The organism is Subsaxibacter sp. CAU 1640, from assembly GCF_023156585.1.
GTDB lineage: Bacteria > Bacteroidota > Bacteroidia > Flavobacteriales > Flavobacteriaceae > JBPOFM01.
Genome location: NZ_JALNMI010000001.1, coordinates 564,463 through 586,912 on the forward strand (window position 1 = coordinate 564,463; position 22,450 = coordinate 586,912).

At 37.3% G+C, this 22,450-nt stretch carries 16 protein-coding genes; 12 read left to right on the forward strand and 4 right to left on the reverse strand.

The features are described 5' to 3' along the window. The first annotated feature begins 2 nt into the window (after positions 1–2). Positions 3–4,574, forward strand: coding sequence for a TonB-dependent receptor plug domain-containing protein (locus M0G43_RS02415; RefSeq protein ID WP_248023237.1), 4,572 nt, complete (start codon positions 3–5; stop codon positions 4,572–4,574). A 183-nt stretch (positions 4,575–4,757) separates the two neighbouring features. Next, positions 4,758–4,988 carry a hypothetical protein gene (locus M0G43_RS02420; RefSeq protein WP_248023238.1) on the forward strand — a complete coding sequence of 77 codons (231 nt, stop codon included), beginning with the start codon at positions 4,758–4,760 and terminating at the stop codon, positions 4,986–4,988. A 4-nt stretch (positions 4,989–4,992) separates the two neighbouring features. Here the strand turns inward: M0G43_RS02420 and rsmI are convergent, their stop codons facing one another. Continuing rightward, on the reverse strand, positions 4,993–5,661 hold the full coding sequence (rsmI, locus tag M0G43_RS02425) for a 16S rRNA (cytidine(1402)-2'-O)-methyltransferase (protein WP_248023239.1): 669 nt from the start codon (positions 5,659–5,661) through the stop codon (positions 4,993–4,995). A gap of 90 nt (positions 5,662–5,751) precedes the next feature. Between rsmI and M0G43_RS02430 the strand changes: the two genes are divergently transcribed. Beyond that, entirely contained in the window at positions 5,752–9,138 is a 3,387-nt protein-coding gene (locus M0G43_RS02430) for a gliding motility-associated C-terminal domain-containing protein (protein WP_248023240.1), read from the forward strand. Here the strand turns inward: M0G43_RS02430 and M0G43_RS02435 are convergent. Then, a complete protein-coding gene (locus M0G43_RS02435) occupies positions 9,135–9,884 on the reverse strand; it encodes a hypothetical protein (RefSeq protein WP_248023241.1) in 750 nt (249 codons plus the stop codon). The two genes, M0G43_RS02430 and M0G43_RS02435, sit on opposite strands and share 4 nt — an antisense overlap. A 104-nt stretch (positions 9,885–9,988) precedes the next feature. Here M0G43_RS02435 and M0G43_RS02440 point away from each other — a divergent pair, with 104 nt between their 5' ends. The 9 genes from M0G43_RS02440 to M0G43_RS02480 all read left to right on the forward strand — a co-directional run bounded on the left by M0G43_RS02440 (position 9,989) and on the right by M0G43_RS02480 (position 21,307). Beyond that, positions 9,989–10,636: a thymidine kinase gene (locus M0G43_RS02440; RefSeq protein ID WP_248023243.1), complete on the forward strand. Its 648-nt coding sequence runs from the start codon at positions 9,989–9,991 to the stop codon at positions 10,634–10,636. Beyond that, complete coding sequence (alr, locus tag M0G43_RS02445) at positions 10,629–11,735, forward strand: alanine racemase (RefSeq protein ID WP_248023794.1); 1,107 nt, start codon at positions 10,629–10,631, stop codon at positions 11,733–11,735. The genes M0G43_RS02440 and alr overlap by 8 nt, the downstream gene beginning before the upstream one ends. 76 nt (positions 11,736–11,811) lie before the next feature. Continuing rightward, the gene (gene mscL / locus M0G43_RS02450) at positions 11,812–12,219 is read left to right on the forward strand and encodes a large conductance mechanosensitive channel protein MscL (protein WP_248023245.1); all 408 of its coding nucleotides are present in this window, start codon (positions 11,812–11,814) and stop codon (positions 12,217–12,219) included. A gap of 123 nt (positions 12,220–12,342) precedes the next feature. Further along, the gene (locus M0G43_RS02455) at positions 12,343–13,332 is read left to right on the forward strand and encodes an aspartate-semialdehyde dehydrogenase (RefSeq protein WP_248023247.1); all 990 of its coding nucleotides are present in this window, start codon (positions 12,343–12,345) and stop codon (positions 13,330–13,332) included. Positions 13,333–13,459: 127 nt separating this feature from the next. Continuing rightward, positions 13,460–14,560 (forward strand): hypothetical protein, encoded by a 1,101-nt coding sequence (locus M0G43_RS02460; RefSeq protein WP_248023249.1) that lies wholly within the window; start codon positions 13,460–13,462, stop codon positions 14,558–14,560. Positions 14,561–14,576: 16 nt separating this feature from the next. Then, entirely contained in the window at positions 14,577–16,622 is a 2,046-nt protein-coding gene (locus tag M0G43_RS02465) for an FG-GAP-like repeat-containing protein (RefSeq protein WP_248023251.1), read from the forward strand. Positions 16,623–16,877: 255 nt separating this feature from the next. Continuing rightward, positions 16,878–17,912 (forward strand): hypothetical protein, encoded by a 1,035-nt coding sequence (locus tag M0G43_RS02470; RefSeq protein ID WP_248023253.1) that lies wholly within the window; start codon positions 16,878–16,880, stop codon positions 17,910–17,912. A gap of 14 nt (positions 17,913–17,926) precedes the next feature. Then, positions 17,927–20,326, forward strand: a complete 2,400-nt coding sequence (locus M0G43_RS02475) for an FG-GAP-like repeat-containing protein (protein ID WP_248023255.1) — start codon at positions 17,927–17,929, stop codon at positions 20,324–20,326. A gap of 69 nt (positions 20,327–20,395) precedes the next feature. Further along, entirely contained in the window at positions 20,396–21,307 is a 912-nt protein-coding gene (locus M0G43_RS02480; RefSeq protein ID WP_248023257.1) for an ABC transporter ATP-binding protein, read from the forward strand. On the opposite strand, the gene M0G43_RS02485 is transcribed toward M0G43_RS02480, so the two are convergent. Both M0G43_RS02485 and mtgA read right to left on the reverse strand, forming a co-directional pair. Next, entirely contained in the window at positions 21,302–21,649 is a 348-nt protein-coding gene (locus tag M0G43_RS02485) for a 3-oxoacyl-ACP synthase (protein WP_317231408.1), read from the reverse strand. The two genes, M0G43_RS02480 and M0G43_RS02485, sit on opposite strands and share 6 nt — an antisense overlap. Positions 21,650–21,748: 99 nt before the next feature. Then, positions 21,749–22,450 (reverse strand): monofunctional biosynthetic peptidoglycan transglycosylase, encoded by a 702-nt coding sequence (gene mtgA, locus M0G43_RS02490; protein WP_248023259.1) that lies wholly within the window; start codon positions 22,448–22,450, stop codon positions 21,749–21,751.

Sequence of the window (22,450 nt, forward strand, 5' to 3'; positions counted from 1 at the left end):
TTATGAAAACATTCAAACATTACCTTTCGCTTATATTAATAGGAAGTTTTGTGCTCATTTCTCTTGTTTCATTCAAGATAATGAACGGGTTTAATACGCCTTCAGAAAGCATCTATACGCAGACTGACAGACCTTTCTACTTTCCTGGAGAAACCATCTGGTTTAAATCATATGTTGTTGAGCAAGACAACACGGTTTCTAATTTGAGTGACATTATGCACGCCGAACTTATTTCTCCAAAAGGCTCTGTCGTTTCTTCCTTAAATCTGTCCATCAAAGAAGGCTATTCTTATGGCGATTTTTATATTGATGAAGATTGGGTAGGAGGCATTTACACACTTAAAGTTTACACCAACTGGATGCGGAATTATGGTGAGGAGTCTTTTTTCACAAAGAAAATTACTGTTCAAAAAGTGGTGCAACCCAATCTGTTAATGACATTGAAATTTGAAAAGGAAGGCTACGGGAAAGCGTCAGATGTTGTGGCGAATTTTGAAGTTAAAGACCTAAAGAATTTTCCTTTGGCTGATAAAGAAATGACTTTTGAAGTAAGCATTAAAGGCAAACCATTTCTAACAAAAAGCTTTCGCACTGACGATGAAGGCAAGGCAAACCCAAGTTTCCGATTGCCTGATGATTTACAGTCATCTGACGTGGTGCTAAATATTCTAATTCCTTATCAAGGCACCACAGAATCCATTTCTAGAGCTGTTCCTGTGGTTTTGGATACCATTGATTTGCAATTTTTCCCAGAAAGTGGAAACCTTGTTGCAGGTACTATAAACACTGTCGCTTTTAAGGCATTGAGCGAATTTGCAAAACCTGTTGATGTCAGCGGACAGATACTTGATGAACAGATGAATGTGGTCAGCACATTTGATAGTTTTCACGATGGAATGGGAAGTTTTGAAATCAATATTCAACCTAACACCACCTATTACGCCAGGATTTTGCAGCCATTTCGTTCTGAACGCAATATCAAACTTCCAACAGTTCAAACATCAGGCACAAGATTTTCTTTGAATACTGATAGCCTTAAAACCAAGTTATCTATATTTTCCACCGATAACGAACGCTTATTTCTTGAGGTATCGAATGCATCAAAAGTTCTTTTGGAGAAGTCCATAAAGCCGATGAAAGATGTTGTTTTGGAGACGGAAGCATTTCCGATGGGCATCACCAAATTCACTTTGAAAAACAAACAAGGAGCTATTGTGGCCGAACGATTGGCTTTCTTGAATGCAAACAAAACTTTAAAAGTTAAAATTCAATCAGATAAGGAAGTTTACAATACCCGAGAGAAGGTGAAACTTTCAATTACAACTACTGATGAAAACAATAACCCAATTCCATCAAACCTATCTATTTCGGTTGCGGATAATAAATTACTGTCTTTTGCAGACGATAAACAAGACCATATTCTATCGTATTTATTGCTTTCTTCAGAGTTAAAGGGCTCCATTTACAAGCCAAGTTTTTACCTCAATCCGAAAGAACCAAAATCAATCACTGCCATTGATTATTTAATGTTGACCCACGGCTGGAGAACGTATGTTTCCAGCCCAGAAATTACTTTGGATATCGCAGAATTCTTACCTGAAAGATATTCTGTTCAAAACGGTGTTGTTTTCGATAAAAAAGGTAATCCAACCAAGGCACATTTGCTTCTTTTTGACCAATATGGCAACAAAGTATTGGTCTTTGACACAAAAGATGATGGCACATTCTCTTTTAAATTTTCTGATGATAACAACTTGATACTTATGGCTTACAGGGATGATGGAACTTCGTTAAGCATTAGGCCAACCGACGTGCTTAAAGGTCGATATTCTCCCGCTAGTACAGCGATTTCAAAACCGAACAACGAGAAGGTGAAAGAATTCTCTAAAATGGAAATTCCCGTAAATCAGCCCATCAAACAAAAGGCGGTAGCATCTGTTGCTTTGACAGAAGACGCTTCGGCACTTGATGAGGTAGTCGTGGTAGGTTATGGTATTCAAAAAAAATCAAATCTTACTGGTGCCGTTAGCGTTGTAACTGCAGAAGAGATAATGCAACAAGGAAAGTCCATTCCAAATACACTTCAAGGTATGGTTGCTGGCGTCCAAGTGACGCAAAACAATGGAAGGCCTGGAACTGATGCGACTGTAGTCATACGTGGAGTATCTTCAATTTCTGGTAACAATGAGCCACTGATAGTTGTTGATGGTGTTCCAGTTGACCAAAAAATGCTTTCAGACCTTGATGCCAGTCAAGTGAATTCTGTATCGATTTTAAAGGATGCCGCCGCTACTTCACTTTATGGATGTATGGCTTCAAATGGCGTTATCATTGTAAGCACAAAAAACGCTCCATACATCTATAATTACGGAAAAAAAATATTGAACAAGGCAAAATACAATAATTACGCTGTTCATCAATTCTCTTACTACAGACAAATAAACACTTACACAGCGCAAAAGTTTTATGTTCCACAATATGATGGTTCAAACTTGCCCGAAGAGCGAACTGATTTTCGCCAGACCATTTATTGGAATCCTGTTGTGCAAACTGATGAGCAAGGCAAAGCAGAGTTGGAATTTTATAATTCGGATGCCATAACCTCATTTAAAATTACTGCTGAAGGTGTTGGATACAACGGTTTGGTTGGCAGGCAGGAAGAAACTTATGCGACAAAAAAACTGTTGAATCTTGACTTTAAAGCGCCGAATTATATGGCACTCAACGATGTTGTGCTATTGCCAGTAACCATTTCGAATGAAACAGATTCAAACATAAATGCCGAATTGTCCATCGAGCTTCCAAAGCATCTGAAACTTGCTGAAACTCTCGATTCAACTATAAAAATTGCTCCAAACAGCACTTTATTAAAAACGGTGAAAGTCATTCCCATTGAAAAAACCGAAAATGCGATAATATCGATGAGTCTTCAATCTAAAGATTATTCAGATGTTGTCAAAAAAGAGGTGACTATTTTAAGTCCCTATTTTCCAACGCAAATGTCTCTTTCTGGTTCAGAATCGAAATTCTACAATTTCGAAATCAATAATCCTGTTAAAGGAAGCATTGAAACTAGTTTTAATATCTATACCGATGTTGTCGGAGACGTTATGAACGGAATTGAATCCCTAATAAGTCAGCCTTATGGATGTTTTGAGCAAACATCTTCAACAACTTATCCAAATATTTTGGTTTTGAAATATTTGAAAGAATCAGGAAAAAACAATCCTGAAATTGAACGCAAGGCTATGAACTTTATCAAACAAGGCTACAACAGATTGATAGGTTTTGAAACACGTGAAGGCGGTTTTGAATGGTTCGGACATACACCACCACACGAAACTTTGACCGCTTACGGCATTTTGGAGTTCACTGAAATGAAAGAGATTTACAGTGGTGTGGACCAAGAGATGATAGACCGAACAGTCAAATGGTTGTTGAGTAGAAAGGATGGTAAAGGTGGCTTCAAAAAAAGCGAAAAGGGATATGACAGTTTTGCCAGCTCTCCTGTAGATGTTGCGAATGCTTACATTGTTTACGCATTAAGTGAGGCAAAACTAAAGATTGACATCGATTTGGAATTCAACACTGCCTATAACGACGCCATTAACAGCAACGACACCTACATAATGGCACTTATGACATTGGCAAGTTACAATCTCAACAAACAACAAAAGGCAACACTTCTCCTTCAAAAAATCAAGGCGAATATAGAACGTTATGGCTTTAAAGATTTGCCAGTTGAAAATACTATTACCAGGTCTTATGGAAATGCTAAAAACATTGAGACCAATGCATTGTCGCTTTTGGCATTGATGAAAGAAGGCTCGGAAAATGTAGCACTCGTAGCGCAAGGCATTGAATACTTGGTGGCTCAAAGACAACATAATCGTTTTGGTTCTACACAATCAACTGCGATGGCCTTAAAAGCCTTGATTGAATATACCAAACAGCAAAAGCAAGTCATTATCAACAGCAGTGATTCCGTAGAATTGTCGATTAATGGAACCGCTTTGAATAGAGCCTTAAAATTGAACAATCTTGGCGTTATAACGATTGATGGAATCTCTGATTTATTAAACTCTGGAAAGCAAAATGTCAGTGTTAGATTTACCAACCCTAAAACATCATTTCCCTATACCTTGAATGTTAAATGGGATAACTACGTTCCTGATTCTTCAAATGAATGTTTACTTAATCTGAAAACTACAATTACCGAAAAAGACCATCGAGTTGGAGACAATGTAAGTATGTCAATTGAAGTTTCGAATGTCAGAAATGAACGTTTGGGAATGGCTACGGCAATTATCGGCATTCCTTCTGGAACAACAGCTCAACCTTGGCAATTAAAAGAGTTATTGGAACAGAACAAATTTGCTTATTATGAGGTCTTCGACAATTATTTGGTGTTCTACTGGAAAGAATTTGGGCCTTCTGAAACCAAAAATATCCGTCTAGACCTAAAAGCTGATATTGCAGGAACCTACAAAGCTCCTGCCAGCACTGTGTATCTATATTACGGAGACGAACACAAAACTTGGATTGAGGGTTCCGACTTGGAAATATTCAAATAATTGAATGTCAAATTATTAAAATGCAAAACCTCATCAGAAATGGTGAGGTTTTTTTTTAGTGTCCTTTTTTTTAAACAACCCTTGGTATAGCTTTGGTTCATGCACGACAGCTAGATTGTTTGGTCATGTCACGACACAGCAAAACGTTTTAGACCGATTTAATTTAGCTAAAAAGACAAAACAATGGAGAAGCTATATTATTCTGTAGGAATTTCAAGTATAATTTATTCAATCGCTTGGGTTTGGGTAACAATAATTAGAGAAAAAGAAAAAAGCAAGAGAATTAAACTTTTAAAGCACATTGATAATTCAAAAGTTGAAGCAATAGGCAATTATGAGAAGAAATCTAAATCACAAGTGAACATTGTTAATCCATCAAAGATTAAAAAAGATTGTGAAGCAAGTTCTGAATGAAAATTTACTTCTTCCCACCAACACAAATCACAATCTCGCCTTTAGGCGGCTTGCTAGTGTAATGTTCCAAAACCTCTTTAGCTGTGCCTCTGATGGTTTCTTCATATAATTTTGTCAATTCCCGGGAAACTGAAATTGGTCTGTCTTCCCCAAAATAGTCGCAAAAATTGGTCAAGGTTTTAATCAATTTATGAGGCGATTCATAAAAAATCATCGTTCGAGTTTCTTCCGATAAAATAGTCAAACGTGTTTGTCTGCCTTTTTTTACCGGCAAAAATCCTTCAAAAACAAATTTGTCATTTGGCAAGCCACTATTGACCAACGCTGGTACAAAGGCGGTTGCTCCTGGTAAACAATCGACTTCAATTTCATTTTCTAGACAAGCTCGTGTCAATAAAAATCCTGGGTCGGAAATGGCTGGTGTTCCTGCATCACTGATTAAAGCCACATTGGTTCCACTTTTTATCTTTTGGACGAGATTGGCAACCGTTTTATGCTCGTTATGCATATGGTGCGACTGCAAGGGTGTGTCAATTTCGAAATGCTTCAACAATTTTCCGGAAGTGCGCGTGTCTTCTGCCAAAATCAAATCTACCGACTTCAAGACCTCAACAGCACGAAAGGTCATATCTTTTAGGTTTCCAATAGGTGTTGGCACGATGTAAAGTTTCATTTGGCTAGATTTATTATCAAATTTACAATCTTTATAAGTAAATTCACGCAACCTTTTAAACTATTGTGCATCATCTATTAAAGGCCGCTAATGATTAAACAGATCTATCTGCTTGTACTTTTTTTTATGGCTTCGGCAGTTGTTAGTTCACAAACAACAGATTTGGCGGTGGTGGTTGAAGCACAGGATTTAAATGGCACAGGTGTTTCTCAAGTTCAAATTTATCAAGAATTTCAATATATAATCACCATTATAAATTCAGGAAATACCGTCACAAACTCAACATTTTCACAAACATTAAACCAGAACGTCACTGTCATTTCCTACACCTCTCAAAACAACTCGGGAGGTGCAAGTGATGTGACCAACATTACTCTCAATGGAACAACTTTAACAGGGAATATTCAAAATTTGCCAAATACTTCAAGTGTTCAAGTAAAGGTTGTTGTGAAAGCGCCACAAGTTTTGGGAGGCATAGCGACTTCGGTGTCTGTCTCACCACCACAAGGCACTCAAGACGCCAATCCTTCCAACAATCAATCTATTATTTCTATTGATGTTGTAGATGTGATCATTGATTTCACTGTAGAACATTCACAAATATCTCCAGTTCAGGGAACAGGAATCAGTGCCTGGAACGATTTGGTCACCTATGAATTCACAATAACCAATAATAGTATTATCACTTATCCATTAGCTGGTTTTTCAGGCAATTTGGAATTGGTCACCAGTGCTGATTATGGGAAACCTGTTGTGCAATTAGAAGCCATTCAATGCATTGGTGGAACAAATGGGGTAAATTGCCCTGATGTTTCTGCAGTTACTGGCCCACAAGTTATCCTTACCTCTACCCAATCTGTATTCACGTTTGGCGCACAAATAGATTTTCCACCTAATGCCAGTTTGACATTTCAGATAACTTATCGCTATTTGGAGCCTCGTTGCGGCATTGAACTACAACCCATGAGTGTGAACAGTTTTGTGAGCATTGATTTGCAGCACGACAACATTTCTTCAAATGACTCAAACTATGTTTTGACTAATTTGTTGATGGCAGAATTATGTGAATTCACAGACATTTGCATTCAGACCATTCAGACAAATCCATCTGTTGGAACATTCATAAATTGGAACGAGGAAGTGACTTTCGAAACTACAGTATGCAATAGTGGGCCATTGGAAGCTCCTATTCGATTTTATTTGCAGAACCTTTCTCTCGGAATACCTTGGGATATCATATCCATAGAATGTATTGGAACAACAGGAGCTATTTCGTGCAACGATATTATATTGAATGATGAAGGTCAATTTTGGAATACAAATGATTTTACAATGCCTGTTGGAGCGACGATTACCATCAGGTCCGTAATTATTTTTCTTGAACCTGGTTGTTCTTCTACCCAAAACAACAATTCGGGACATGTAAGAAGTGGGACCAATATATTGACTACAAGTATCATTGACAGCAATCTCAACAATAATTTTGAAAGTGATTATCTGACTTTACCTCCTGGCCAACCTTGTCCTTCAACTGATTTGTCGGTCAACAAAGTACAGATTGAACCCATTTTACCTGAAGGAGGAAGCGACCAAGAACCCACTGCTTGGGGTCCAGTTACTTATGAAATTACAGTCTACAACAATGGAGTGTTGGATACTGAAATACAATTGTATGATTATATTCCGCAAGGCGCTAACCCATTGGTTGAAGGAGCTTTGGTCTCTGTAGAATGTGTTTCAACCACCGGAACTGCCCAATGTTTTTCGCTTGAACATTTATATGTTGGCGTATTATTGGATGGCGTCGTAGAAAATGGATTGTTGGATACGTTTTGGGAAATTTTGCCTGAGGACCATTGGCAGCTTCCAGCGCAAAGTTCAGTAACTTTTAGAGTTGTAGTTGATTGGTTTCCCGAATGTTCAGAGAGTGCGATTCCTGCAACAAATAGTGTGCGTGTTAATCATGCGAGTGCTTCTGTTACAGATCCAAATAGCACAAACAACCGCTCTACTGAAATAACTTATTTTGCTCCATGCGTCGATTTGGTTGTTCAAACTTATCCACAATTTACTGCAGTTTTTGTAGATCAAGCATTCGATTGGATTATTGATATTAGCAACAGCGCCACCAGTTCAAATGCAGTGAATATTGACCTTGAAAGTATTTTGGATCCTAATTTTGTCATAACAGGAACACCTACTTGTCAAATAGTTACTGGAAATGCTACATGTGTCAATTCATTTACCGTTACAGGCACAACGGTTACGTCGACCATCCCGCATATGCAGGCAAACTCTAGTGTAAGAATCAGGATTCCAGTTACAGCACCAAATTTTGGAGGAGCTTTCAATAATACTGCCAATGCTTTTCCTAATACCGAATACAATGAGGAGTTGACTCCCGAAACAAATACTTCCATAAGTAATGTGCAAGTCATTGCGCCAAGATTGATGAAAAGCTTTTCACCAGAAACTATTTATGTTGGGGAAGAATCCACGTTGACTTTTACTATAAGTAATTTGGCATCAAATCCTTCTCAAAATAACATCTCATTTACAGATTATCTGCCTGCAGGATTAACTCTTACTGGTCAACCAAATTGGGTAAATAGTAATGGTTGTACCGCAACGTTTCTGGGAGTTTCAGGTGATGATTTTGTTGGTGTCACCGATTTAGTCTTTCCTCAAGGAACAGCTACATGTTCGTTTTCAGTTACTGTGACTTCAAACAGTGTTGGCCAGTATATAAATGCTGATGAAAATTTTTCTGATCAAATAAATATTGATACGTCTCAAGCTTTTGCAGTTTTGAATGTGATAGAAGACACAACCAACGTTGATATCGAGGTTATTAAAAATGTTTCTCCTGAAGAAGCGAATCTGGGAGACGAAGTAGAGTTCTCCATTACAATAACCAATATTGGTACTACCCAAGCAACAGATGTTATCATTTATGACAGCCTTCCGATGGGTTATGAATATGTAAATTCGATAGTTTCGAACGGGTTTTATAGTATTGTCAATAACGAATGGAGCATCCCACTATTAGATGCCAACCAATCAGAAACTCTTACTGTGACAGCCAAAATTATTTCTTCAAACAATTTGCTGAATTCTGCTTTTCTTCAAGATTTAAATGAAGTTGATCGCGATGAAACAAACAATGAAGATTCGGCCGAAGTAATGATTGGTAACTGTTTAAAAATCCCTCAAGGATTTTCTCCGACAAACGATGGTATGAATGACGTGTTTTTTATTCCATGCATTGAAAATTTTCCAAATAACAAATTGAAAATTTTCAATAGATTGGGTGTTCAAGTTTATGAAGCCCAAAATTATCAAAACACATGGGACGGCAAAGCTAATATGGGTTTTCCTAAAATTTCACAACGGCTTCCAGTAGGAACTTATTATTACATAATGGAAATTGCAGAATTTCCTGAAGCAATGGTAGGTTGGGTGTATCTCAACTATTAGAATTTACTCTCAACTATTTCCATAAACCTCTCTTCAAACTCTTCTTTACCTTTCCAATTGTTGTAATCTGGTTTTATAATATTCTGAATAAGATTTTTAGCATCTTTGAAAGAATCCGAAGTGTTGATTTGTGACAAAACTCTATCATAATCTTCACGGCTTCCATCAAATAAATGTTTGATAAAGGCGATTTTATCATTCAAACCTATGTTCAAACCGCCTGTTTTGAGCTTATCATTGAGCGATTTTGACTTTTTGATTTCATCTCTCGTTGCATGCTGTGTTGTAGATACAGGATCAAAGACAGGAATATCCTTAAAGTCAGCAGTCAATTCTTCAAAATCTTGTTTCTTTGATTCTGTTTTGGGAATAGGCTGATTGAAAAAATCATCAATTTTTTGTGTTTCTTGTGGCATTTGGGCAACCATATCCTTAATCTTTTCCATAACGGGCTCCATAATGCCATCATCTTCTACCTCATCTAGATTGATATAGATTTTACCTTCGCGCTCCACATTGTCACTTATTTTATTATTGAAAGCTTCATCAAGCATACCGAAAAAAGATGAATCACTTCCAATGGTTGGCATTCCCTGTTCAAAATTTTCGTGTGCAAACTTTAGGACTGATAGCTTTTCATAAAGCTGACTGACCTCGGTGTGCATCTTTAATACATCTTCCTTTCCTTTCAATTTCAAAATTCTGTGAGCAATGCTCATCAATTCCGACTCCAACTTCTTCTTCATAACTTTTTTACCTTTAAATCCGATTATTGCTTTTGATTTTTAATAAATTTACGCCACCTTTATAAAAACGTAGATAGACTTCGTTTTAGTGTTAAAATTACAAAATGTTTCTTGAAAATACAGTAAATCCGAAAGAACAATTTGGATGGATTGAGGTTATTTGTGGCTCAATGTTTTCTGGCAAGACCGAAGAATTGATAAGACGTCTCAAACGAGCTCAATTTGCCAAACAGAAGGTTGAAATATTCAAACCAGCCGTTGATGTACGTTATGACGAGGAAATGGTAGTTTCGCACGATGCCAATGAAATCCGTTCAACTCCTGTTCCTGCTGCCGCAAACATTCCTATATTGGCCGATGGCTGTGACGTAGTTGGAATTGACGAAGCCCAGTTTTTTGATGACGAAATCATTAGGGTTTGTAACGATTTGGCCAACAAAGGTGTTAGAGTGATTGTCGCTGGTCTCGATATGGATTTTAAGGGAAATCCTTTTGGCCCTATGCCTAATTTAATGGCAACTGCGGAATATGTTACAAAGGTTCATGCCATTTGCACAAGAACGGGTAATTTGGCACAATACAGTTATCGAAAATCTAAAAGTGATGCACTTGTGTTGTTAGGGGAAGTTGATGAATATGAACCTTTAAGCAGGGCAGCATTCTATAAAGCCATGTTACGCGATAAGGTAAGAAACATGAAAGTAAATGATGCCGAAGAAATTGTTTCCAAACCAAAAGATTCCGATGCCTAAAGCACAAGAAACCGTTCTCGAGATTGACTTAAACGCAGTTAAGCACAATCTTGATTATCTTAAATCCAAAATTACTTCAAGTACAAAATTTTTGGCCGTTGTTAAAGCATTTGCTTATGGTAACGATGCCGAAGAAATTGCTCTGTATCTTCAAGAATTAAACGTAGATTATTTTGCTGTAGCTTACACCTCTGAAGGTATTCATCTTCGAAAAGCTGGTGTAACAAAGCCTATTTTAGTATTACATCCTCTACCAGTCAGTTTTAAAGCCTTAATTGAAAACTGCTTGGAACCCAACATTTATAACCATAAAGTTTTAAGTGAGTTTATTGAAGTGGCCACGAACGAAGGACAGACCAATTATCCTATCCACTTAAAATTTAATACTGGTTTAAATCGCCTTGGTTTCAGTATTTCTGATTTGGAATCTATTCATTCCAAAATAGAAAACACGGCAACAGTAAAAATCAAGTCGATGTTTTCTCACTTGGCGGCTAGCGAAGATTTAAACGAGCGCAGTTTCACTTTAAATCAAATCTCTACCTTCAAAAGTATTATAGAAAATTTTGAATCGCTCTTTGGTTTTCTTCCCTTGATCCACATGTGCAACACATCTGGCATTTTAAACTACCCAGAAGCACATTTTGATATGGTTAGAAGCGGCATCGGTCTTTATGGGTTTGGAAATTCTGAAGAAGAGGATAAAAATTTCAAACCAATTGCATCATTAAAATCAGTCATTTCTCAAATTCACCACATAGAAAAAGGGGAATCGGTTGGTTATAATAGAGCATTTAAAAGTGATGCGGAGCAGAAGACAGCAACCATTCCTATAGGACACGCTGATGGCATCAGTCGAATATATGGAAACGGCAAAGGATATGTTATCATCAATGGTAGAAAGGCACCCCTTGTTGGCAATGTTTGCATGGATATGATTATGGTTAATGTGACAGGTATTGATTGCGAAGAAGGTGATGAGGTGATTGTATTTGATGCAGATCATACAGCAAATGATTTAGCTCACAATGCCAATACAATTTCTTATGAATTAATCACTGCAGTGTCGCAGAGGGTAAAGCGAATTGTGAAAAAATAAATTTCAACAAGAATATTTTAACATTTATTTATTTTTCTTACATTAGATTTCTAATAACTAACTTAATACAACTATTATGTGGAAAGAATTTAAAGAATTTATTATGACCGGAAATGTTATTGATTTAGCGGTTGCGGTATTATTGGCTGGTGCTGTCGGAATGGTCGTTAATGGCTTCGTGACCGACATCATGATGCCAATTGTCGGATCCGTTTCTGGAGGCGTTGACTTTTCAGACATGAAGTACGTACTATCACCTGCAGTTGTTGCGGCTGACGGTACCGTTACCACTCCTGAAAATGCCATTATGTATGGAAAATGGATCAATTCGATCATCAATTTGATTATTGTTGGATTCGTATTGTTCATGATCGTAAAGGCTTATGGTAAGGTAAGAGCCAAAAAAGAAGAAGCTCCTGCACCACCTCCTGGTCCTACCGAAATTGATTTGTTGAAAGAAATCAGAGATGCACTAAAAAAATAAATGCCGTTACACACATATTCTAACCTAAACCCGATTTCAAAAAAATCGGGTTCTTTTTTTGTCTTTATTTTAAAACTTTGATTTGATGAATTCGTTATTTTTGCACCATCAAATTTCAAAAAAATGAAAGTAGCAGTTGTAGGTGCCACAGGCATGGTTGGCGAAGTGATGTTGAAAGTTCTAGAAGAGCGTAATTTCCCATTGACCGAATTGTTTTTGGTAGCTTCAGAAAAATCTATTGGTAAAACTGTTTCTTTCAAAAACAAAGATTATAAGGTCATTGGTTTGAACGAAGCCATTTCATTGCGACCTGATATTGCATTGTTCTCTGCTGGTGGCGGAACATCCTTGGAATGGGCGCCTAAATTTGCTGAAGTAGGCACAACTGTTATTGACAACTCTTCCGCTTGGCGCATGGATCAAACCAAAAAATTGGTTGTTCCTGAAATCAATGCCTCGCAGCTTACAAAGGATGATAAAATTATTGCAAACCCCAACTGTTCAACCATTCAAATGGTGATGGTGATGGCTCCCTTGCACAAAAAATATAGAATTAAGCGAATTGTTGTCTCAACTTATCAGTCAATTACAGGAACCGGGCTAAAGGCCGTCAAACAACTTGAAAACGAATTTGCTGGTATCAAAGGCGAAATGGCTTATCATTACCCAATTCACAAAAACGCTATACCTCATTGCGACGTTTTTGAGGAAAATGGATACACCAAAGAGGAAATGAAATTAGTTCGTGAGACTCAAAAAATTCTAGACGACCGAACCATTGCCGTAACTGCAACCGCAGTAAGAATCCCAACTTCTGGAGGACATAGTGAAGCTGTAAATGTTGAATTTGAAAATGATTTTGACATAAGTGCAGTAAGACAATTATTGAGTAATACCGATGGCATTGTGGTTCAAGACAATACAGACACTAATACATACCCCATGCCTTTATATGCCAACGGGAAAGACGAGGTTTTTGTGGGACGTATTCGTAGAGATGGCTCACAAGCCAATACCCTAAATCTATGGATAGTCAGTGACAATCTGCGCAAGGGCGCTGCTACAAATGCCGTTCAGATTGCAGAACATCTTTTGAAAAATAATTTGTTATAAAACTTAATATTTTTTCGTTTGGTTGCTGTAGATAGGCTCATCTAATCAGAAATTTGTGTCTTACACCTAATTAATTGATTAACATTGCTGTTAATTAGCTATATTAGTGCTCCAAATTTTACTATTAATGTTCAAAAATTACGTACAATTTTTGTGCCTATTACTGATAGCGACAATTTATTCATGTGGCAACGATGATGGTTATGTGTCGGTCACAGATGATGACCCTACTCCTGTTTCTCCAGTAGTTTTTGAAATTGATCAAGTACCTTATCAAACCTTAACAGAATATAATTTTTTTGAAGGAGATATTAAAAACCTCATTCCTGTATATGGTGTGTTGCCTTATGATTTGATTTCTCCATTGTTCTCTGATTATGCACACAAAAAGCGTTTTATATGGATGCCCTCTGGGGTTAGTGCAGACTATGTTAATGATTTTTCGGTTTTAGATTTTCCTATTGGAACAGTTCTGATAAAGAATTTTTATTACGACAATGTTCAGCCAGAAGGAAACACTAGAATTCTTGAAACACGTTTACAGATAAAAAAGCAGGACGGTTGGGTATTTGCCAATTATAAATGGAATCCAGATCAAACACAGGCGACTTACGATTTGAACGGGAGCTATGTGCCATTGGATTTTATAGATAATGATACTCAAAGAAGTGTGAATTATTTCATACCTTCGGGTTCCCAATGTTTAACTTGCCACAAATCTGAAAATGATATTGGGACTCCTATTGGAGTAAAGCCCCAAAATCTCAATAGATCTTTTTCTTATGTTGATGGCAGCATGAACCAATTGGAAAAATGGGTGGAAATGGGATATTTATCAAATAGTTATCCATCAAATATTGAAACCGTTGTTGATTGGGAAGATGGTACAAAATCTCTAGAAATAAGAGCTCGCTCCTATTTAGATATTAACTGTGCCCATTGTCATTCCGATAATAGACATTGTGATTACAGACCCGTAAGATTTGCTTTTCATGAATCATCAGATATCACAAATTTAGGGGTGTGTGTACAAGCACATGAAATATTTGATCCTGCATTGACTTATATTGTAAATCCAGGAAATTCAGAAAGGTCAATCATGGCTGTACGATTGAATTCTGTTGCTCAAGAGCTTCGAATGCCTTTGATGGGAAGAACACTTAAACACGATGAAGGAGTATTACTGATTGAACAATGGATTAACTCTTTAACAGAAAACTGCAATTAATATTATATTTTGAATTATGAAGAAATTTTTACTCTCTACTGCTATTTGTTTAGCATCTTACGCTCTGAATGCACAGAGCTATGATTCGTGTTCAGACGCACTTGCGTCTACCACAATCACCGCCGGAACTTTTCATGTAGGAACTTTAAATGGTGATATGCCCCCAAGTTTTTGCGATGGAGGGAATGGCAACAACGTTACTGCTGGCGAATGGATAAAATATATTCCAACGGATGATTTTTCTGTCACTGTTAGTTCAGACCTTTCCGTTAATGGCGACAAAGACACAAGGTTTCACGTATTTACTGGAACCTGCGGTTCATTGACTTGTGTTTCAGGTGATGATGATTCAGGAACTTTCACCGGTAGCAATGGCAACTCATATCTTTCAAGAGCCACTTTCGATGTTTTTTCTGGACAGACCTACTATATTGTGTGGGACAACAAATGGTCTAATAGCAGTGATTTTGACTTCACTCTGGTTGAGGATGAGTCCGTGGCTCCCGAAGATTCTCCTATAACATTTACTCAATCAAGTATTCCTGCCACTGGTTCTGATAGAGCTATTGTAGATATGAATGGAGACTTTTTAGATGATTTGGTTTCAATTAGTCAAACAAACATCAATATTAATTATCAATTATCTACAGGAGGATTTAATAATGTAAATATCGCGACTACAGCGGCCACCTATCAACCGTCATGGAGCCTGGCTGCCGGTGATTGGGATGGAAACGGTTATAATGACTTATTATATGGAGATGGAAATGGTGTGACATTTATGAAAGCTAATTCTACTGGGACTGCTTTTACTCAAATATCTGGACCTGAAGATGTGTTTTCACAGCGCTCAAATTTTGTTGACATAAACAATGATGGTTTTTTAGATGCATTTGTATGCCATGATGTCGCCCCAAGCGTATCTTATGTCAATGATGGGTCCAATAATCTTATTTTTGAAAACACAAACGGATTAGGAAACTACGCTACAGGTGGAAATTATGGATCTGTTTGGATTGACTTTGACAATGACGGTGATATCGATATGTTTATGGCTAAATGTGGTGGTAATGAAGCTCGAAGAACAAATCAACTTTATAGAAACAACGGAAATGGAACCTACACTGAAATAGGAGCTTCTGCTGGATTAGCTGATATAATCCAGACATGGTCTTCGGCTTGGGGAGATTTTGATAACGATGGAGACATGGATGTCTATGTCGGCTCGAGTACTGGCTATGATCATAAACTTATGAGAAATAATGGTGACAATACGTTTACCAATGTCACCTCGACAGCTAATATTGGTACCGCTGAAATTGGTCATGAAAATGTACCTGGTGATTTTGATAACGATGGCAATCTCGACGTTTACTCCAACGGTTCGATTCTATTTGGAAACGGTGATTTAACGTTTACAGTAAATAATTCCCTTACCATTCCAGATATAGGCTGTACAGGAGATTTCAACAACGACGGCTTTTTAGACTTCTTTTATGGAAGTATTTTTACTAATAGTGGCAACAGTAATAATTGGATTAAAATTGCGACTGTAGGTCAAACTGGCCCAGGTTATAGCAATATTAATGGTATTGGTGCCCGTGTAGAAATAAGCACAGATTCTGGGATCCAAATTCGAGATGTAAGAAGCGGTGAAGGTTTCAGATTCATGCACAGCTTAAATACTCATTTTGGCATTGGCACTAATACGTCCATCAATTATGTAAAAGTTACTTGGCCTTCAGGTATTGTTGATAATATCATTAATCCTAATATCAATGAACTTTTAGTAATTAATGAAGGTGCGACATTGAGTTTGAATGACACTTTAGTGGACGATTTGATTTTATATCCAAACCCGACAAAATCAGTTCTGAATTTAAACTCTTCACAACTATTATCAGATGCCATTTATACTGTTTTTGATTTGAATGGAAGAAGAGTATTAAATTCTAAATTGACCAATAACGTTATTGACGTTTCTGAATTGAGCTCTGGCAACTATATTTTGAGATTGATGTCTGGCAATTCTATAAAAACGCAGAAATTTATAAAGCAATAAATAGTTTTACATTTATATTAAAAAACCCACCAGATCATGGTGGGTTTTTTTTACATAATCTTAATATTTGGTAGGAACTTTAACGATTAAGTTGTTATATGAGGAAAAACAACATGAAAAACGCTTGTTTTATTGTCAAATTTTCATAAATTTCCATCCCCTAAAATCTTCTGAACTAAAATTCTATACAAAGAATAAAACATTTTGACGGTTAGAAAAGTTTTACATCTAGTTGCTTTCATAGCTCTTTTTAACATGATGAGCTCATGTAATTCCGGAGACGATTCGTATGTTGAAGAACCTTCATCTCCAGTTAACTTTGAATTGAATGAAGTGCCTTATGATTCTCTGTCTAAATATGGTTTTTTTAACGGTCAATTGAAAGATTTAGAACCCGCTGTTGGCGTTCTGCCTTATGATTTGAATTCTTCCCTTTTCAGTGATTATGCGCACAAAAAGCGCTTTGTCTGGATGCCCAATGATGTGAAGGCAACCTACGATAATGATTACAGTCCACTTAATTTTCCAACCGGAGCTGTATTGATTAAAAATTTTTATTACGAAAATATTCAGCCATCCAATACCACCAAAATTTTGGAAACTAGACTCATGTACAAAAAGGATGATGGCTGGCATTTTGCAAAATATGTTTGGAATGAAGAACAAACGGAAGCCACGTTCACAAACGCCGGTTCTTTCGTAAATTTGACATGGATTGAAGGCAACCAAACGAAAACCACCAATTACCGCATTCCGTCACAAGCAGAATGCTTTACTTGCCACAATAAATTTGGAACTCCCCTCCCGATTGGTCCTAAGCCTCAAAATTTAAATAGAAATTATTCTTACACAGAAGGCGCAAGGAATCAATTAAGCAAGTGGATTAGTGAAGGTTACCTTGATGCTAACATCCCTCAATCCATTGCATCTACTGTTGCTTGGAACGATGAATCTCAGCCTTTAGAAATGCGCGTTAGATCATATTTAGATATTAACTGTGGGCATTGTCATTCTGAAGAAAGTTATTGTGAGTATAGGCCAATGCGGTTTGCATTTCATGAAAATTCAGACGACACCAATAAAGGCATTTGTGTAGATCCTGAAACGCAGATTGCTCCATATACAAAAATTATCGTTCCACATAATTCTGATCTTTCCCTTCTCCATTTTCGAATAAGTACAACTGAAGAACAGTATAGAATGCCACTTCTGGGCAGAACCATCAAACATGATGAAGGAGTCCGTTTAATCGAGGAATGGATTAACTCTTTAACTAATGAATGTAATTAATTAACTATACTCCTATGAAAAAAATTACCTTACTACTATTTTTTGTATTCGCCTTAAAAAGCCTGAATGCGCAGGTCTTGAATCAACCGGCTAACTGGCCTAATTCCAATTGGTCGATAACAGGAAGTTATCTAACAGACACAAATGTTTTTGAAGCAAACCCTACTACATCTTCGAATTTTGCATATGATGATGACGATGCAGGAAATGGGCATTCTGACCTAATTGCGGCAGAATCCCCCGTAATCGATTTGACGGCAGCGCACACAGCTGGTGAAACTTGGATATCTTTCAACAGTCTATATGTTTATAATAGAGTCAGTGAAATATTGATAGTTCAGTATTGGGATACATCAACTGGTAGTTGGCTGAATTGGGGTGCTGAACTATCTGGAACTACTGGTGCTCCAAATAATAATTATTGTAGTGGGAATAAGGTTAGTGCTGTTGTAGCGCCTTTGAATATTGCTCCTTTCAATGCCTCTCAATTAAGTGGTTTTAGGTATCGAATTTTATATGATGATGATGGCAACTGGGGTTGGGGGTTTTGTTTAGATTCTCCAACAGTTACCTCTCAAACACCACCTGCCTGTCCCAATATTACCGGTTTAAGCGTCTCCAATGTAAATGTTAATACCGCAGATGTCTCTTGGCAAGCAGGTAGCGACGAGAGCTTATGGGAAGTGGTTGTTCAGTCTCCTGGTGGCGGTATACCAACAGGTTCAGGTGAAGAAACCTTTGACAATAATCCTCATCAACTTACTGGTCTGGCACAAAATACACCATATGAGGTATATGTAAGAGGAAATTGTGGTGGTGGAGATTTTAGCAATTGGATTGGCCCCGTAAATTTTACAACACTCGCACCTTCGAGGGTAAATTTTATAAGACAAAATATATCGGTCGCTGGAAGTTATGATCTTACCGTAGTAGATATGAACGGAGACTTTTTAGATGACATTGTTTCGGCCTCATCCAATAATGTCAACGTTTACTATCAACAAGATGGTGGCGGTTTTACCCATGTTTCATTGCCAACTCCAAGTGCCAACTATTTACCAACCTGGAGCATGGCTGCGGCAGATTTTGATCGAAACGGATATACAGATTTATTATACGGGAGTGGAAGTGGGGTGACTTTTATGAAAGCCAATGCAACTGGAACAGGATTTACTCAAGTATCGAGTAGTGAGTATGTTTTTTCTCAAAGGTCAAACTTTGCTGACATCAACAATGATGGCCATTTAGATGCTTTTGTATGCCATGATGTTCAACCAAATGTTTATTATATCAATGACGGTAATGGTAATTTCACTTTCAATCAAGGCGGATTAGGTGATTACCCTTCAGGAGGCAACTACGGCTCTATTTGGATTGATTACGACAATGATAGAGATTTAGATATGTTCATTGCAAAATGTGGTGGAGAAACAGCCAGAAGAACCAATGTCATGCTAACAAACAATGGAAACGGAACTTTTACCGAAAATGCAGCTGCTTTAGGTTTAGCCGACCCTATGCAAACTTGGTCATCTACATGGGGAGATTATGACAACGATGGAGATATGGATGTTTTCATCGGTGGTAGTTCAGATCCTCACAAGCTCATGAGAAATAATGGCGACAACACATTTACAAACGTCACTTCGACTTCTGGAATTAGTGTTGTTACAACTTTAGGCCATGAAAGTGTAAGCTACGATTTTGATAATGATGGAAACCTTGACGTTGCTTGTAATGGTGTGATTCTCTATGGAAACGGTGATTTGACTTTTACAGAAGTTGATTCAGATGAATTGAACTATAAAAATGGTTCTTTCGGAGACCTAAATAATGATGGTTTTGTAGATGCCTATTACAATGGTGTTATTTATATGAATGGTACAACTCCAAATAATTGGGTGAAAATCAATACTGTCGGTGTGCAAAGCAACGTCAATGGTATAGGTGCTAGAGTTGAACTTTACACGTCAGCAGGTGTTCAAATTAGGGACGTAAGAAGTGGTGAAGGATTCGAGTTCATGAGTTCATTAAATACTCACTTTGGAATCGGAACACAAACAGCGATCAACAACATAATCATTTATTGGCCTTCAGGTATCGTTGATAATGTTATTGATCCTGACATCAATACCACCCATACAATCGTGGAAGGTGCAACTTTAAATGTTTCCGACCCGTCATTGGAAGGCGTTATTATTCATCCAAACCCTGTAAAGAACATCTTGCAAATTTCAACTCCTGCTAGTTTATCAGGTAAAATTGCAACCATTTTTGATGTGAATGGAAAACGTGTATTGAATTTGAAATTAGAGAATGATTCCATAGATGTATCGTCACTTCAAAGTGGAATTTATTTCTTAAGATTGGAATCAAACGGAACATCAGTTCAAAAGAAGTTCATCAAAAATTAATCTTCACATATTACATAATAAAAAAGTCGTTCACATTTTGAGCGACTTTTTTTATGGTATTTTTGCTCTATGTTAAGCGTACAAAATCTTTCATTTAAATATGATGGTGCGCCTGTTTTACAACGGGTCAGTTTTAATGTTCAATCTGGCGAGCATATTTCGGTGATTGGCGAAAGCGGCTCTGGAAAGTCTACATTGCTCAAGCTCATTTATGGCGAATATGATCTAGATGAAGGGCAGATATTTTGGAAGGACACCGAAATTTTAGGCCCAAAATTCAACCTTGTTGTTGGCTATGAGTTCATGAAGTATGTGGCACAAGAGTTTGATTTAATGCCGTTCATCACTGTTGGCGATAATGTGGGAAAACATTTGTCAAATTTCTTTCCAGAAGAAAAAAAACAACGCGTACAAGAGCTTTTAAAGGTGGTAGAGCTTGAAGATTTTGCGAATGTTAAGGTGAAAACGTTAAGTGGTGGTCAAAACCAACGCGTGGCACTGGCAAGAGCACTTGCAAAAAAGCCCGAAATATTGCTTTTGGATGAGCCTTTTAGCCATATTGATAACTTTAAGAAACAATCTCTTCGAAGGAATGTGTTCAATTATTTGAAAGAGCAACAAATAGCCTGCATTGTCGCCACACATGATTCTGAAGACGTCCTTGGTTATGCTGATAGAATGATTGTGTTGGATAATGCTTCAATTGTTGCCAATGATTCTTCTGAAAATCTATACAACAATCCAAATACTCCTTTGATTGCCTCCTTTTTTGGTGAATTCAATTCAATAAATGGAGAATTGATCTACGCACATCAACTAAAACTTGTCGAAAAATCTGATTTGAAAGTTACAATCAATCATTCCTACTTTAAAGGCGACTATTATTTGATTGAGGCATTTTTGAATGATGAAAAAGTGTTTTTTAAACATTATGAAGCTCTAACAAAAGGTAACATCGTGTTTTTGGAAAAACAGTTATAGAACTTCTAAAATTGTAAATTCTTCTTTAAAAGTAATGATGTCTCCTTTCTGCTTTCCCATCAATAACAATCCAATAGGTGTGGTAGAAGAAATAGCATAATACATCTTGGAGTTGACTTTCAGAATTCCCGCGCTAATGACTATAAAATAGTTCGCTTGGGTTGTATGTACTATGCTTCCGAAACCGATGGTTTTTGAAGAAGTAGAGCTGTCCAATTTAGACAATATCTCCTGTAGTTTTTCGATCTCGAGCAATTGTTTGCCCAATTTTTCCCGTTCTAGCTGAAGCATGGCACGTCCGGTTTCGTGCTTATCTCCAGCGGTACTTTTGGTTTCTGACATCAATGCCGATTGAACTTCATCAATCGAATTGTTAATTGTCCTGAAACGATTTTCAACAAATTCCGAGCATTGTTTATGTAAAATCTCTTTTAGCAAAAATCAATCTTTATAAACTTTGTCGTAATCCAGTTTTCCTCCATGAAAACCCATTTGTCTAATCACCCAAGCCTTACGCCCAGAAATATACGACGTAGCAGGATTAGCCCTGTATTTTCTTGGATTTGGAAGTATGACAGCTATTGCAGCTGCCTCGCTTTTATTGAGCTTGATAGCTGATTTTTTGAACCATCGTTGTGAGGCTGCTTCTGCTCCATAAATGCCATCTCCCATTTCAATACTATTGAGATAGACTTCCATAATACGCTCTTTTGACCAAAACACCTCAATCAAAAAGGTTACATATGTTTCTAGGCCTTTGCGCACCCAACTTCTGCCTGGCCATAAAAATACATTCTTTGCTGTTTGCTGGCTTATCGTACTTGCACCTCTTTTTTTCTTCGATTTTTCATTGTGCTTTAAAGCTTTTTCAATCGCTCCCATATCAAAGCCATTGTGCTTTAGAAAATTTTGGTCTTCTGTACACACTACTGCCAACTCTAAATGGTTTGAAATTTCTTCAAGAGATACCCAATCGTGTTCCCACACAATCGGTTTGTCTTCTTGCCATTGTTCATAGCTTCTTATGACCATTAATGGTGTAACAGGCACGGGAACCCATTTGAAGACAATCACCGCAATCAATGGAATGGCCAAAAACCATAAAAATGCCTTCAATAAAAATTTAAATATTCGTTTTACCAT